This is a genomic window from Paraburkholderia sp. BL6669N2 (assembly GCF_003387275.1).
GTDB lineage: Bacteria > Pseudomonadota > Gammaproteobacteria > Burkholderiales > Burkholderiaceae > Paraburkholderia.
Window position 1 is genome coordinate 2,097,507 of the sequence record NZ_QUNA01000001.1, and the last position, 15,382, is coordinate 2,112,888.

General features: G+C 60.6%; 10 protein-coding genes. 3 read left to right on the plus strand and 7 right to left on the minus strand.

Translation table 11 applies throughout. The features are described 5' to 3' along the window. Positions 1–99: 99 nt before the first annotated feature. Complete coding sequence (locus B0G80_RS09630; protein ID WP_116117834.1) at positions 100–2,451, minus strand: UvrD-helicase domain-containing protein; 2,352 nt, start codon at positions 2,449–2,451, stop codon at positions 100–102. A 290-nt stretch (positions 2,452–2,741) separates the two neighbouring features. Here B0G80_RS09630 and B0G80_RS09635 point away from each other — a divergent pair, with 290 nt between their 5' ends. Both B0G80_RS09635 and B0G80_RS09640 read left to right on the plus strand, forming a co-directional pair. After that, entirely contained in the window at positions 2,742–3,938 is a 1,197-nt protein-coding gene (locus B0G80_RS09635) for an IS4 family transposase (protein ID WP_116117835.1), read from the plus strand. 872 nt (positions 3,939–4,810) lie between these two features. Further along, on the plus strand, positions 4,811–5,038 hold the full coding sequence (locus B0G80_RS09640; protein ID WP_041759012.1) for a sulfurtransferase TusA family protein: 228 nt from the start codon (positions 4,811–4,813) through the stop codon (positions 5,036–5,038). 127 nt (positions 5,039–5,165) lie between these two features. Here the strand turns inward: B0G80_RS09640 and galU are convergent, their stop codons facing one another. The 4 genes from galU to B0G80_RS09660 form a co-directional block, all read right to left on the minus strand. Beyond that, a complete protein-coding gene (gene galU / locus B0G80_RS09645) occupies positions 5,166–6,047 on the minus strand; it encodes a UTP--glucose-1-phosphate uridylyltransferase GalU (protein WP_116117836.1) in 882 nt (293 codons plus the stop codon). Between the two features lie 70 nt (positions 6,048–6,117). Then, a complete protein-coding gene (locus B0G80_RS09650; protein WP_116117837.1) occupies positions 6,118–8,997 on the minus strand; it encodes a valine--tRNA ligase in 2,880 nt (959 codons plus the stop codon). Between the two features lie 187 nt (positions 8,998–9,184). Beyond that, the gene (locus B0G80_RS09655; RefSeq protein WP_309546282.1) at positions 9,185–10,423 is read right to left on the minus strand and encodes an IS4 family transposase; all 1,239 of its coding nucleotides are present in this window, start codon (positions 10,421–10,423) and stop codon (positions 9,185–9,187) included. An 862-nt stretch (positions 10,424–11,285) separates the two neighbouring features. Further along, positions 11,286–13,013, minus strand: coding sequence for a ShlB/FhaC/HecB family hemolysin secretion/activation protein (locus B0G80_RS09660; RefSeq protein ID WP_116117838.1), 1,728 nt, complete (start codon positions 13,011–13,013; stop codon positions 11,286–11,288). Positions 13,014–13,422: 409 nt separating this feature from the next. Here B0G80_RS09660 and B0G80_RS45775 point away from each other — a divergent pair, with 409 nt between their 5' ends. Next, the gene (locus B0G80_RS45775) at positions 13,423–13,584 is read left to right on the plus strand and encodes a hypothetical protein (RefSeq protein WP_181919938.1); all 162 of its coding nucleotides are present in this window, start codon (positions 13,423–13,425) and stop codon (positions 13,582–13,584) included. Between the two features lie 141 nt (positions 13,585–13,725). Here B0G80_RS45775 and B0G80_RS09665 read toward each other — a convergent pair whose 3' ends face one another. Both B0G80_RS09665 and B0G80_RS09670 read right to left on the minus strand, forming a co-directional pair. Then, a complete protein-coding gene (locus B0G80_RS09665; RefSeq protein WP_116117839.1) occupies positions 13,726–14,676 on the minus strand; it encodes a hypothetical protein in 951 nt (316 codons plus the stop codon). Next, positions 14,673–15,224, minus strand: a complete 552-nt coding sequence (locus B0G80_RS09670; protein WP_116117840.1) for a hypothetical protein — start codon at positions 15,222–15,224, stop codon at positions 14,673–14,675. Before B0G80_RS09670 ends, B0G80_RS09665 begins: the two co-directional genes overlap by 4 nt. Positions 15,225–15,382: the final 158 nt, after the last annotated feature.

The following is a 15,382-nucleotide window of genomic DNA, read 5'->3' on the forward strand; positions in this document are numbered from 1 at the left end:
CCTCGACGCCCACCGTTCCAGCGCCATGCGCCTCTTCGCCCGCCGCGTCGACGCCAGATGCCCCGACGCCCGCGCCCGGCGCGTCTGCGCCCGTGCCGCTCATTCCACCGCCTGCAATTTAGCGACCGCGAGCGCCAGCCATTTCTCGCCGTGCCGCTTGAACTTGACCTGTGCTTTCGCGTCGGTGCCGCCGCCTTCGAGCGCGGTGATCGTGCCTTCGCCGAACTTGGTGTGGAACACCTGCTGGCCGACGCGGAAACCCGTTTCCGCCGCACGCTGTTCGTTCGCGAACGCGGGCAATTGCGCGGGCGTGGACGACGCGGGCCCCGTATAACCCGGCCGCGCGAACCAGTCGCGCCCATAACCCGCGTTGTCCGAGCGGCCGCCCCAGCGCGCGCCCGCCTCGACCTTCGGCGTGAGCCACTTGAGCGTTTCCTGCGGCAGTTCGTCGAAGAAACGCGAGCGGATGTTGTAGCGGGTCTGGCCGTGCAGCATGCGGCTCTGCGCGAACGACAGATACAGCCGCTCCTTGGCGCGCGTGATCGCCACGTACATCAGGCGGCGCTCTTCTTCCAGACCGTCCGATTCCATCGCGCTGTTTTCGTGCGGGAACAGCCCCTCTTCCAGACCGGTGATGAACACCGCCGTGAATTCGAGGCCCTTCGCCGCGTGCACCGTCATCAGTTGCACGGCCTCCTGGCCGGCTTGCGCCTGGTTGTCGCCCGCTTCGAGGGATGCGTGCGACAGGAAGCCGGCGAGCGGCGTCATCGTGTCCGGGTTTTGCGCCGGGTCGGCGATGCCGGGCGCGTCGAGCACGACGGTATTCGGATCGTCGGTGGCGACGGCCAGTTCAGGCGCTGCGCTCGCGCCCGGACGCAGCGGAATGGAGCGCGCAGGCGTGTCCATGCCGTAGCCCTCTTCGCTGACGAACGCGGCGGCCGCGTTGACCAGTTCCTGCAAGTTCTCCAACCGGTCCTGGCCTTCGCGTTCGTTCTGATAGAACTCCGAGAGACCGCTCGTGCGCACCACGTATTCGACGGTTTCCGGCAGGCTCATCTGCTGCGTTTCCGCGCGCATCTTGCCGATCAGATTGGCGAAGCCCGCGAGGCTCGAACCCGCCTTGCCCGCCACGTACGGAATCGCCGCGGCCATCGAGCAGTTGTACTGACGCGCCGCGTCCGCGAGTTGCTCGATGGAGCGGGCACCGATGCCGCGCGTCGGAAAATTGACGACGCGGGCGAACGCGGTGTCGTCGTTCGGATTGTCGATCAGGCGCAGATAGGCGAGCGCGTGCTTGACTTCCTGGCGCTCGAAAAAGCGCAAGCCGCCGTACACGCGATACGCGATACCCGCGTTGACCAGCGTGTGTTCGATCGTGCGCGACTGCGCGTTGCTGCGGTAGAGAATCGCCACTTCGCTGCGCGACGTGCCGGTGCTGATCAGCGCCTTGATTTCCTCGACGATCCAGCCGGCTTCCTGCGAATCGGTCGCGGATTCATACACGCGAACCGGTTCACCGTGACCCGCGTCGGTGCGCAGATTCTTGCCCAGACGGCGCGAGTTGTTGGCGATGAGCTGATTGGCCGCGTCGAGAATATGGCCATGCGAGCGGTAGTTCTGCTCGAGCTTGATCAGATGACGGACGTTGAACTCGTGTTCGAAGTCGCGCATGTTGCCGACGTTCGCGCCGCGGAAGGCGTAGATCGACTGGTCGTCGTCGCCGACGGCGAAGATCGAGTTGGTCTGGCCCGCCAGCATCTTCAGCCACGCATATTGCAGCTTGTTGGTGTCCTGGAACTCGTCGACCAGAATGTGCCGGAAGCGCGCCTGGTAGTGGGCGCGCAGCGGCGGATTGTGCGCGAGCAGTTCGTAGCAGCGCAGCAGCAGTTCCGGAAAGTCGACCACGCCCTCGCGTTGGCATTGCTGGTCGTAGGCTTCGTAGAGTTCGACGAATTTGCGGTTGAAGTTGTCGGTCGCGTCGACGTCTTTCGGGCGCAGGCCCTGTTCCTTCGCGTTGTTGATGAAGTACTGGAGATTTTTCGCCGGGTACTTTTCGTCGTCGATGTTGAGGCCCTTCATCAGACGCTTGATGGCGGACAACTGGTCGGCGGTATCGAGAATCTGGAAGGTGGCCGGCAGTCCCGCGTCGCGGTGATGCGCGCGCAGCATGCGGTTACACAGGCCGTGGAAGGTGCCGATCCACATGCCACGCGTGTCGATCGGCAGGAGCGCCGACAGACGCGACATCATTTCGCGGGCGGCTTTGTTGGTGAAGGTCACCGCCAGAATCGTGGCGGGCGACGCCAAGCCGTGCTGGATGAGCCACGCGATGCGGGTGATCAGAACGCGGGTTTTGCCGCTGCCCGCGCCGGCGAGAATGAGCGCGGGCTCGTTGGGGAGCGTGACGGCGGCGTGTTGTTCGGGGTTTAGATTGGCTAGCAGGTCGGGCATTTTTTCGGAGGGGCGGCGGGTCGTTCGACATTATATGCCCCGGACGGGGGGGCGATTTTTTGCCTGTTCGGCGGGGTGGGTTTGCTTGCTGAGTGGGTGGGCCTTTCCTTGAAATCTTTGTGGTTTATTGGCGTTGCCCCTGTGCGGGGCAATGCTCTCAACTTAAGCCTCGAAGGGCTTGTATACAGGGCGTTAGCCCTGTAAGCTTCATCGCATAACTCACTGATAAATCAACGATATGAACTCAAATACCAGCGTCCTCAAGGCTTCTGGCTGAGTTCTCCGAATTCCTGTTCGATCCGGCGCTCGCCGATCGCGTGCGTCGTTCTCCCACCGCCTTTACCCGCAATCGCACACTGACCTTGCCGCGCATGGCCGCGCTGATGATGTCGGGCATGTGCGCCAGTGTGCAGGCCGAACTTGACGCGCTATTCGGCGCACTGGGAAGCCGCGGCGGGCGCACCCGCGCTGTGAGCGCACAGGCCTTCAGCAAGGCGCGACGGGGAGTGTCTGCCGAACTGTTCGAGCTGGCCCGCGCCCGCCTGATCTCGCTGGCCCAACCCCATATCGATTCGATGCGCTGGCACGGCCTGAGGCTGGTCGCCGCTGATGGCAGCCGCCTGCGTGTGGGCACGCGTCGCGGCCATGAACTGCGCGCCGATCACTACGCGTTTGCGCTATTCCTGCCGGGTTCCGAACTGACCCTGCACGCTGCACTTCATCCCGCCGACGGCGGCGAGCGGCAGATGCTGTTCGAAGCCCTCGATGTGCTGCAACCGCATACCGACCTGCTGCTGCTCGATCGCGGCTATATCGGCAACGCGATGGTGGCGGCGCTCGCACAGCGCGAAATCCCGTTCTGCATGCGCGTCGATGCGCGTAACTGGAAATGCGTCAGCGCCTTTGCCCGCAGCGGTAAAGCCGAGCGTGTGGTGACACTGGACGCGCCCAGCGAACTGGATGCCCGCGACTATGAACTGGCGCGTACGCCCACCACTGTTCGCCTGATCCGCGACGTCACGCCGGGCGGTCGCGTGCGGGTGCTGATGACCTCGCTGCTCGATGGCGGGCGTTATCCGGCGGCATCGTTCGGCGCGCTCTATCACCAGCGCTGGCGGGTCGAGGAAGCGTTCAAACGACTCAAGCACCGGCTGCGGCTGGAAGCCGTCACAGGCCTCGATTACCTGGCGTTACAGCAGGACTTCGGCGCAAAAATCCTCGCCGACAACCTGTTCACCCTGCTCAGCGATCTCGATGCGCCGCACGACGACAGACATGCCAGCCGTCCTAACCGGGTGTATGCACTGGGCGCACTCAAGCCCATCCTCGGCGCGTGTCTTCTGCGCATCCAGCGATGTCTGGACGGCCTCGCCGGTGTGCTGGAACTGATCCGCCAGACCCGATGCCGGATACAGCCCTCACGCTCCTATACAAGACCACCCAGAAAAGCCAAGCCCCACTTCCATCTCGCGTACAAACTCGCATGATCCAGCGGAGCTTAAGTTGAGAGCATTGCTGTGCGGGGCGGCACTCCCTTTCTTTGCCGCCGCAAAGAAAGGAAGCAAAGAAAGCGGCTTCACACCGCCAGCTTATAAGCGGGTCCCCTGGCTTGGAGGAGGCAGTGGCGCATCTGGAATCCGTGCCCTTGCGCCTTCCGCGTTCGTGACAAGGCGCTCATTCTTCCGGCGGCGCTGCGCGCGCCGTCGCGGTCGTTCTGCAAGACGTCGGTCGTTTCGATGCCAAGCGTTCAATGAGTCGTGGACGGATTTCCCGCATGGGCGGCTTGCCAGGGGCTCGACCTCTTTCGCGCGTGCGACTGTTTTCGTCCCGCCATTTTCTACGTCCGACGGCATTTCCCGTGGTGCCGGCTCCGTCCACCGCGGCTGACGCCTTCAAAACCGCCGGCCGTTTCGCGGCATCGCCGGGGCGAAGCCGGTGGCCGCACCGCGCACACGCGCGGCGACGGGTTTTTGGACGGACCGCTCCGGCGAGCGCGCAGCGCGAGGCGGGCGGTATGACTGCCTTGTCACAAGCTCCGAATGCGCGAGGGCACAGATTCCAGATGTGCCACTGCCTCCTCCAAGCCGGGGGACCCGCTTATAAGCTGGCGGTGTGAAGCCGCTTTCTTTGCTTCCTTTCTTTGCGGCGGCAAAGAAAGGGAGTGCCGCCCCGCACAGGGGCAACACTAATAAACCACAAAGATTTCAAGGAAAGGCCCACCCAGAGACCAAACAGCGACCAAACAGCGATCAAACAGCCAAAAACCCACCTCCCGGCAACCACAATAAGCCTGCTGTAGAATTTGACCCACCGGCGTCAAAAAACACGCCCACTCCCCCGAAGGTCATCGTCGATGCAAATTCAGATTCACAAGGAAGTCGATGCACGCGGGCTCATGTGCCCGCTGCCCATTTTGCGCGCCAAGAAGGCGCTCGCCGACATGGAAAGCGGCCAGATTCTCAAGGTGCTCGCCACCGATCCGGGCTCGCAGCGCGATTTCGCCGCGTTTGCGAGACAAACCGGCAATGAAATCGTCGAAAGCTCCGCGCATGACAAGGTTTTCACCTTCCTGATGAAGCGCCGCTGACGTCGACGCACCAGCGCGCGCCCCAGAGCGATCGCCAGAAAACAAAAGGCGCTGTGCCCACGAACGCGGGCACAGCGCCTTTTAACTTCGGTCCAACGCTACCGGGTGGCTAACGGCTCACAGCCGCTCAACCTTCCAGCACCGGCGAACGGGTGCGCAGATATTCTTCGAAATCGGCGGCCACTTCCGGGTGACGCAAGGCGAACTCGACGGTTGCCTTCAGATAACCCAGCTTGCTGCCGCAGTCGAAACGCGTGCCGTGATACTTGTACGCCAGCACCTGTTCGTCGGCGAGCAGCGACTGAATCGCGTCCGTGAGCTGCAATTCGCCGCCCGCGCCCGGCTTCAACGCACGCAGATGGTCGAAGATGCGCGGCTTCAGCACATAACGGCCGACCACGCCGAGATTCGACGGCGCCACGCTCGGCTCCGGCTTTTCGACGATGCCCGACATCTTGATGATCGAGTCTTCCCACTCCTTGCCGTCGACGATACCGTACGACTTCGTCTCCTGAGCCGGGATCTCCTCGACGCCGATCACCGAGCTGTGATAGTGGTCGAACACCTCGATCATCTGCGTCATGACGGGCGGCGTACCGTACAGCAAGTCGTCCGCGAGAATCACGGCGAACGGGTTGTCGCCCACCAGCTTTTCGGCGCACATCACCGCGTGGCCCAGGCCCAGCGCTTCCGGCTGACGTACGTAGAAACAGTCCACATGGCTCGGCTTGATGCTGCGCACGAGCTCCAGCAGCTTGTCCTTGCCGCGCGCCTCGAGTTCGGCCTCGATTTCATACGACTTATCGAAGTGGTCTTCGATCGCGCGCTTGCTGCGGCCCGTGACGAAGATCATTTCGGTGATGCCGGCCGCCATTGCCTCTTCGACCGCGTACTGGATCAGCGGCTTGTCGACAATCGGAAGCATCTCTTTCGGGCTCGCCTTCGTGGCAGGGAGGAACCGGGTGCCAAGACCTGCTACCGGAAAAACCGCCTTTGTAACTTTTAGCATGTGATTACCCTGAATCCTCTGAATTAGCGATCGGTCCTTGCCCGCCGCCTGGGACGGGCACGGAGCGTGATCAAACCGGCAAGCGCGCCAGTTGGGCTTTCAGCTTGCCCACTGTCGCTTCGAATTCTGCCAGTCTTTTCTGCTCCTGCTCAACGACTGCCGGCGGTGCCTTGGCAACGAAACTTTCGTTTTGCAATTTGCCGTTGCACTTGACGATTTCCGTACTCAACCGCGCAATCTCCTTCGACAACCGCTCGCGCTCGACTGCCACATCGATTTCCACTTTCAGCACGAGCTTGTCATTCCCAACGATAGCAATTGGCGCGCCATCTGCCTGCGCATCCAGGCTTGCCTCGTCGGCAATGATCTGCACTTCGGACAAACGGGCCAATGCCTGTGCGTACGGAGCAAAGGTGCGCAGGCGCTCCGCGTTGCCGGTAGCGAGCAACGGCACCTTGACCGCCGGCGACAGATTCATTTCGCCGCGCAGATTCCGGCACGCATCGATCACTGCTTTCAGATCGGCCGCCCACTGTTCCGCGTCTTCATCGATCTTCGACGGTTCGGCGACGGGGTACGGCTGCACCATGATGGACGCTTCACCCTCGGCTTTGTCCTTGGGATAACGCCCGGCCAACGGCGCTACTTTTTGCCACAGCGCTTCGGTGATGAACGGAATCACCGGGTGCGCCAGTCGCAGCACCGTCTCGAGCACGCGCAACAGCGTGCGGCGAGTTGCGCGCTGCTGGTTCGGCTGACCCGTCTGGATCTGAACTTTCGCGAGCTCCAGATACCAATCACAGTATTCGTCCCACACGAACTTGTATAGGGCGTTGGCCACATTATCAAAACGATAATCGGCAAAACCCTTGGCGATTTCCGCTTCCACGCGCTGCAGCCGCGAGACGATCCAGTAGTCGGCCTGGGAGAAATGCAGGTGCCCGTCCGGGCCGCATTCGCCGCATTGTTCCGGCTTGCCGAAGCCGCAATCGTGGCCTTCGCAGTTCATCAGCACGAAACGGGTGGCATTCCACAGCTTGTTGCAGAAGTTGCGATAGCCTTCGCAGCGCGCCAGATCGAAGTTGACATTGCGCCCGAGGGTGGCCATCGACGCCATCGTGAAGCGCAGCGCGTCCGTGCCGAATGCCGGGATGCCGTCGGGGAATTCCTTACGGGTTTTCTTCTCGATGGACGCGGCCTGCTTCGGATTCATCAGGCCGGTGGTGCGCTTGGCGACCAGCGCGTCGAGGCCGATGCCGTCGACGATATCGATCGGGTCGAGCGTATTGCCCTTGCTCTTCGACATCTTCTGGCCTTCGGCGTCGCGCACGAGGCCGTGCACGTAGACCGTGTCGAACGGCACCTTGCCGGTGAAGTGCGTGGTCATCATGACCATGCGCGCGACCCAGAAAAAGATGATGTCGAAGCCGGTGACCAGCACCGACGACGGCAGGAAGTGCTTCAGTTCCGGCGTTTCATTCGGCCAGCCGAGCGACGAAAACGGCACCAGAGCGGACGAGAACCACGTGTCGAGCACGTCTTCATCGCGCTTGAGCGCGCCCGTGTAGCCGGCGGCCGCGGCCTTAGCGCGCGCGCCTTCCTCGGTCTTCGCGACGAAAATTTCGCCGTTTTCACCGTACCACGCCGGAATCTGATGGCCCCACCAGAGCTGGCGCGAGATGCACCAGTCCTGGATGTTTTCGAGCCACTGATAGTAAGTGGTGGTCCAGTTTTCCGGCACGAACTTGATTTCGCCGCTGCGCACCACGTCGAGGGCCGTTTCGGCGATCGATTTGCCTGGATTGAAGGTGCCTTCCGGCGCCGGCTTGCTCATGGCGACGAACCATTGGTCCGTCAGCATGGGCTCGATCACGACGCCCGTGCGGTCGCCGCGCGGCACCATCAGCTTGTGCGGTTTGACCGATTCGAGTACGCCGAGCGCTTCGAGGTCGGCCACAACTTGCTTGCGGGCTTCGAAGCGATCGAGGCCGCGGTATTTTTCCGGTGCGTTGTCGTTGATCTTCGCGTCGAGCGTGAGGATTTCGATCATCGGCAGCTTGTGGCGCAGGCCGACCTGATAATCGTTGAAATCGTGCGCGGGCGTGACCTTGACGACGCCGGTGCCGAACTCGCGGTCGACATAATCATCCGCGATGATCGGCACTTCGCGGCCTGACAGCGGCAGCGTGACCGTCTTGCCGATCAGATGCGCATAGCGCTCGTCTTCCGGGTGGACCATCACGGCAGTGTCGCCGAGCATGGTTTCCGGGCGCGTGGTGGCGACCGTCAGATGGCCAGAACCGTCCGTGAGCGGATACTGGATGTGCCAGAGCGAGCCGTTTTCTTCTTCGCTGACCACTTCGAGGTCGGAGACGGCGGTGAGCAGCACCGGGTCCCAGTTCACGAGGCGCTTGCCGCGGTAGATCAGGCCCTGTTCATACAGGCGCACGAAGACGTCGCGCACGGCGGCCGACATCTTGTCGTCCATCGTGAAGTATTCGCGCGACCAGTCGATCGAAGCGCCCAGGCGGCGCACCTGGTTCGTGATGGTCGAGCCGGATTCCTGCTTCCATTCCCAGACGCGTTCGACGAATTTTGCACGGCCGAGGTCGTGGCGCGAGATGCCTTGTGCGTCCAGTTGCCGTTCGACGACGATCTGCGTGGCGATGCCCGCGTGGTCCGTGCCGGGCACCCACAGGGTGTTTTCGCCGAGCATGCGGTGATAGCGGGTCAGGCCGTCCATGATCGTCTGGTTGAACGCATGGCCCATGTGGAGGGTGCCTGTGACGTTCGGCGGCGGCAACTGGATCGAGAAATCTTTCCGGTTTTCCTCGATGGTGGGCGTCGCGTAGGCGCGCTTTTCCCATTCGGGGCCCCAGTGGGCTTCAATGGTGTGGGGCTCAAAGCTTTTGGCAAGCGTAGAGGTGGTGTCGCTCGGGGTCTCGCTCATTTGTGTCGGTTCGGCTGGTGAATGCTGAGAATGGTTGATTATAAGCGGCGCCTGGCGGGCGGGCGGGTTTTGGGTGTTTTGGTCGGATGGTTCGGTTGCCTGGCGTGTGGGCCTTTCCTTGATTTGTTTGTGGTTTATTGGCGTTGCCCCTGTGCGGGGCAATGCTCTCAACTTAAGCTCCGCTGGATCATGCGAGTTTGTACGCGAGATGGAAGTGGGGCTTGGCTTTTCTGGGTGGTCTTGTATAGGAGCGTGAGGGCTGTATCCGGCATCGGGTCTGGCGGATCAGTTCCAGCACACCGGCGAGGCCGTCCAGACATCGCTGGATGCGCAGAAGACACGCGCCGAGGATGGGCTTGAGTGCGCCCAGTGCATACACCCGGTTAGGACGGCTGGCATGTCTGTCGTCGTGCGGCGCATCGAGATCGCTGAGCAGGGTGAACAGGTTGTCGGCGAGGATTTTTGCGCCGAAGTCCTGCTGTAACGCCAGGTAATCGAGGCCTGTGACGGCTTCCAGCCGCAGCCGGTGCTTGAGTCGTTTGAACGCTTCCTCGACCCGCCAGCGCTGGTGATAGAGCGCGCCGAACGATGCCGCCGGATAACGCCCGCCATCGAGCAGCGAGGTCATCAGCACCCGCACGCGACCGCCCGGCGTGACGTCGCGGATCAGGCGAACAGTGGTGGGCGTACGCGCCAGTTCATAGTCGCGGGCATCCAGTTCGCTGGGCGCGTCCAGTGTCACCACACGCTCGGCTTTACCGCTGCGGGCAAAGGCGCTGACGCATTTCCAGTTACGCGCATCGACGCGCATGCAGAACGGGATTTCGCGCTGTGCGAGCGCCGCCACCATCGCGTTGCCGATATAGCCGCGATCGAGCAGCAGCAGGTCGGTATGCGGTTGCAGCACATCGAGGGCTTCGAACAGCATCTGCCGCTCGCCGCCGTCGGCGGGATGAAGTGCAGCGTGCAGGGTCAGTTCGGAACCCGGCAGGAATAGCGCAAACGCGTAGTGATCGGCGCGCAGTTCATGGCCGCGACGCGTGCCCACACGCAGGCGGCTGCCATCAGCGGCGACCAGCCTCAGGCCGTGCCAGCGCATCGAATCGATATGGGGTTGGGCCAGCGAGATCAGGCGGGCGCGGGCCAGCTCGAACAGTTCGGCAGACACTCCCCGTCGCGCCTTGCTGAAGGCCTGTGCGCTCACAGCGCGGGTGCGCCCGCCGCGGCTTCCCAGTGCGCCGAATAGCGCGTCAAGTTCGGCCTGCACACTGGCGCACATGCCCGACATCATCAGCGCGGCCATGCGCGGCAAGGTCAGTGTGCGATTGCGGGTAAAGGCGGTGGGAGAACGACGCACGCGATCGGCGAGCGCCGGATCGAACAGGAATTCGGAGAACTCAGCCAGAAGCCTTGAGGACGCTGGTATTTGAGTTCATATCGTTGATTTATCAGTGAGTTATGCGATGAAGCTTACAGGGCTAACGCCCTGTATACAAGCCCTTCGAGGCTTAAGTTGAGAGCATTGCTGTGCGGGGCGGCACTCCCTTTCTTTGCCGCCGCAAAGAAAGGAAGCAAAGAAAGCGGCTTCACACCGCCAGCTTACAAGCGGGTCCCCAGGCTTGGAGGAGGCAGTGGCACATCTGGAATCTGTGCCCTCGCGCATTCGGAGCTTGTGACAAGGCCGTCATACCGCCCGCCTCGCGCTGCGCGCTCGCCGGAACGGTCTGTCCAAAAACCCGTCGCTGCGCGCGTGTGCAGTGGGGCCACCGGCTTCGCCCCGGCGATGCCGCGAAGCGGCCGGCGGTCTTGAAGGCGGCGGCCGCGGTGGACGGAGCCGGCACCACGGGAAATGCCGTCGGACGTGGAAAATGACGAGACGAAAACAGTTGCGCGCAAAAAAGCAGAGTACCTTGGCAAGCCGCCCACGCGGGAAATCCGTCCACGACTCATTGAACGCTTGGCATCGAAACGACCGACGTTTTGCAGAACGACCGCGACGGCGCGCGCAGCGCCGCCGGAAGAATGAGCGCCTTGTCACGAACGCGGAAGGCGCGAGGGCACGGATTCCAGATGCGCCACTGCCTCCTCCAAGCCAGGAGACCCGCTTACAGGCTGGCGGCGTGAAGCCGCTTTCTTTGCTTCCTTTCGCGGCGGCAAAGCAATTATCGCCGTACAACCCTTATGGGTAGGCGCTTCTAGCGATTAATGCAATTCGTTACCCTCAATCCTACCCCCAATACAATTTTTGACGCATTGACGCAAAGTTACGAGCTGTCCGGCGCTTTCGCCTAGAACTGCGCGGTCATTTGAAAGCCGACCGTCGCGCGTGCTGTCGGAAAGCCTGACGGCTTGTAGATCGGTGTTCCGGCGAACAGGTCGTAGGACAGGCCGGCAATCTTTGCGGGCACACCACCGCGAATGCCGATCACCGCGCCCGCCAGTTGCGTCCCCGCCAGAAATGCCGTGTTCGGCCCGAACACGCGCCCGTAGTCGATCCCCGCATACAACGTCTGACCCGTCTGGAAGACCAGCCATTGCAGTTCGTTGCGCCAGTAGAAGCCTTTCTCTGCTGCGAGCATCGTTTCGCCGTCGAAGCCTCGCACCGTGTAGCGGCTGCCGATGGTCAGGTCGTCCAGATAGAACAGCGTGTCGTTGGTGAACTGGCCGTGAACCGTCGTCACGTAGCGGAAATTCTGTGTTGCGACGGCGAACGGCACCGACAGGTTCGCGTCGAGCACGGCCATGTGAAAGCGGTACGTCGGGCCGTCCGGGTACGGGTTGGGCGTCGCGCCGAGTCCGCCGATGCCCTGACGGTATGCAAGCGTGCCGTCGAACTGCGCCGCGCCGAAGTAATGCCGGTCGGTCGCGCCGAGTTCCAGAAACGTGTTGTTGCGCGCCTGTGTCCGAATGCTCGCATCGTCCATGAAGCTGTCGCCGAAACGCTTCGATAGCTGCACGTATCCGCCCAGCACGTCGTTCTGGCCACGCGAGAGAACGCGTGCGATGCGCAGCGCGGCCGTCTGTGAATTGCCGCTCGATACGACAGTATCGTTCACGACGGCGATGTTCTGATAGTACGTGTTCGTGTTGCCCGAGAGGGTCGCCGTCCAGTAGCCGAACGGAATGGAGTACGAACCATTGAACCCGTGTGAGCCGAGTGCCTTGTTGCCGAACGACAGATCCTGATTAGCACCGACCGTGAATACGTCGTTCAGGCCGAGCGGGTTATCAATGCCAAGGCTGACGTTGCCTTGCCATTTGCCTGTCGAAGACGTGCCCGAGTTATCGACCGATGCGACGAACGTCAAGGGCTTCGCGCGCCTCACTGTCACGACGACATCGCTTTCGCCTGGGATGTCGGTCGGTTCGATCTTCATGTCCACGTCCTGACTTGCGACGCGTTTCATCTGCTCTAGCCCTTGCTCAAGGTCGCGCATGTTCAGCAGGTCACCGCCGCTGACCGGAAACGCGTTTTTCCACGTTCCCCGCATGGAAGGATCGGCCAGCCGGACCTGCCGAACCAGACCCGGCACGAGCGCAAACGACAACGTGCCCGCCGTCAAGTCCTGCTGCGGCACGAGTACGCGCGTGGTCACGTACCCGCGACCTAGCACGGCCTGCTGCAAACCCTTGCTCAGTACGTCGACGCCTTGCTTGCCGACGCATTGCCCCTTGTAGTGGGCGAGCCATTCGCGCGCAAATGCGAACGGGTCGAGAGGCAAAACGGATGCGCCTTTCGCGTGCGCCGCGGCCGACAGTGTGCCGGGCACGTCGAGCGCGAACCGGTCGATGCGAAAGCACGGCGTTTCAGCCGGAAGCGCCGGAAAGGGTTCGACCTTCTGCAAGGTCGAGCGCACGGCCGGCGCCTGTACTGCCGCTTCGCGCTGCTGTGCGTCGCGCCGCTGCTGCTGGTTCTGTTCGGTTTCGATACCGCCGAGGCTTTGCCCCTGCACATTGGGCGCGAGCGCGACCAAAGCCGATAGCGGCAGCGCCGCCAGGCTATTTCTGATTCTCATAACTATTTGTTCCGTGATTCAAAACTTGTAGTTCAGTAGTTCGCTACAACCCCGATGACGACCAAACAGGTGCCCATTGCCATTTCTACAATAAGTCGATTAGTCCAACCCCTTTGCAGGGGATAAAACGTCTTTGCGTACCTTGTTTTGTACGGCAGTCGTAGCGTCCATTTTCGGCAAGCCCCTATAAAACACGAGACCCCAAGCACAGGTATCATTAACCGCGCCACCACTTCTGCATCGACGCCGCGCGGCACCCCGAATACAGGGATCGCGATAAACACTGCGGCTCCTATTGTCAAACTAACGCACAGAAACACATAAACAGGCGTTATAAATTTCTTGCAGCAGTTGGTTGCAATGGAAGACATCTATTTAGCGGCCCGACGATTTTTTCTCGTAAAGCTAAATGATCAGCGCGCAACGCAGCATGGCAGGGACAATCAGCTTTACCCGCTTTCACCACGTTTCCGCGACGAGCGCGCCGCTGACCGTTGCGCTTCGCTCGCAGGTCTGGGCCGCGCATCGTCAAGTTGATGATTGTGTGTTCGGCTATTTCATCGAGCAATAAACTCGCTCTTTTCCTTTTGCCATTACTTGAACCACGGCCCAAAACGCGAAGGCGGATCACTCAACAGCCCCATCTTTCGAAGGGACTTAAAAATCTTGTCAACAAAAGGAAAAGCAAAACTGCTGTGGGCACGAAGACAATTCACATCGACTGTATGTCGTCCAAATGGAACACCAATCTGTACAATCCCGAAAACTGGAAGGCCCAAAACGCCGCGATGAATGCGGCGAATAGCCCAACGGTGACGCAAATTTCCAACGTCGAATAAAGTCTTCGCCAGTTCATTTTTTCGATCCTGCCTGCGTCGCGTCCTTGATTAGGGTTGCCCCCCTTGCTGGCAATACCGTAGGCCGAGATTGCCTGCGTCGTTCCGTATGGCGCAGCCGTGTTTAAGAACGGAACGAGCGTATTGTTGTTCATCCGCGGTACAGTCACATCGAAGATGGTTCCCGATCTGTTCATGCCGTCTGCTACACCCATTTTCAAAGGCACTTGTGCGCGAAGCGCGAGGGCAGACGCACCCAAGTTGAGGGCATCGTACATAGTATCGTCCCATGTAGGGCTTACCTCGTTGAACGCGTAACGTAGCGGATTAACGCCAGATGAGTTGATCCCGTCATAGCGGTTGTATAAACTCTCCATCCCTTCGGCCATGTCGCTTGTGCTGAACGCAGCCATTGGTACTCCAGCCGAACAACCGAGTGCAGTGGCGCAGAGTCCCACGCCTGTTTTTACAGTGACAGCACCGACAACTACCTTGGCCGCATCTTTCGCAATACCCAACGGATCGCTCTTAACCATGTCGGTGACCTTCTGCTCCGGCGTGTAATTGAACAAACCCGCTTCCTTCTGATTTTTCACGCACGACAGTTCCGGCACGAGTTGCGACGCATCAAGCTGACTCACGTAATTCGCGTTGTACTGGTCGCTGCCCTTCGGATATTCGGCCCAGCATTTCACCGCATAGCACGCCGCTTTGGTCAGCTTCACCTCTTCAGCTTTGTCTCCGTTCGCCTGATCCGTGATCTTTTTCTCGCCCGGATGCAACTGGCGGTTGAACGGACAGGGAGCGACGTTAGAAATAACGGTCACTTAACCGCAGGTTTGTTCGCACTACCTTCGCTGATGCGCACCAGTTCGAAATCTGCCGATCCGCCATTCTTATAGGATAGGAAGAGGTGATATTCACCGGGATTGATTTCAAATGTTTTATCTTTGAAAATGAGATTATTTGATTTCAATGTCATTGGAAAGCTGTCGAAGATAAGGAACGGCGCATTGGACATCATACCCGTTAGCCCGCACCTCACGTAAGTCCCATCACTACCTTCGGGCTTCTTGTGCGTGCTCGAGGTTTCGCACACGCGCGGCGTGATTGTGTCGAACTGTCTGCCGTCTTTTCTGTAGAGGCGAAACAGTGGGAGGTTATTTCCGGCGGCATCACCACGGATGACTGATACAGACGATACATCCCAGTTACGGCCTTTGGTGTTTGCCACTTGATAGGTTCCATAAAATTGCTCCAGGCTTTCCGCTGCCTGACCTTTTAGGCCCTGATTTTCATCTGCGATATCCGGGACAAGCGCGGAGCACGCGCTAACGACTGGGAATAGAAGCGCAACAAAGTATCGGATACTCATGAATTTTCTCTCAAGGCAAATAGCTAAAACGGTTTTTAAAAAACAAATCCGTGCTGCCGCAGGCAGCGACGAATCTGCTGTTACTGCGATCGTCTTTCAGCATGGCTATTAAGATAATTGCCGCTGCCAAAACGTCCATTTGGCGTGTACATTTCGAC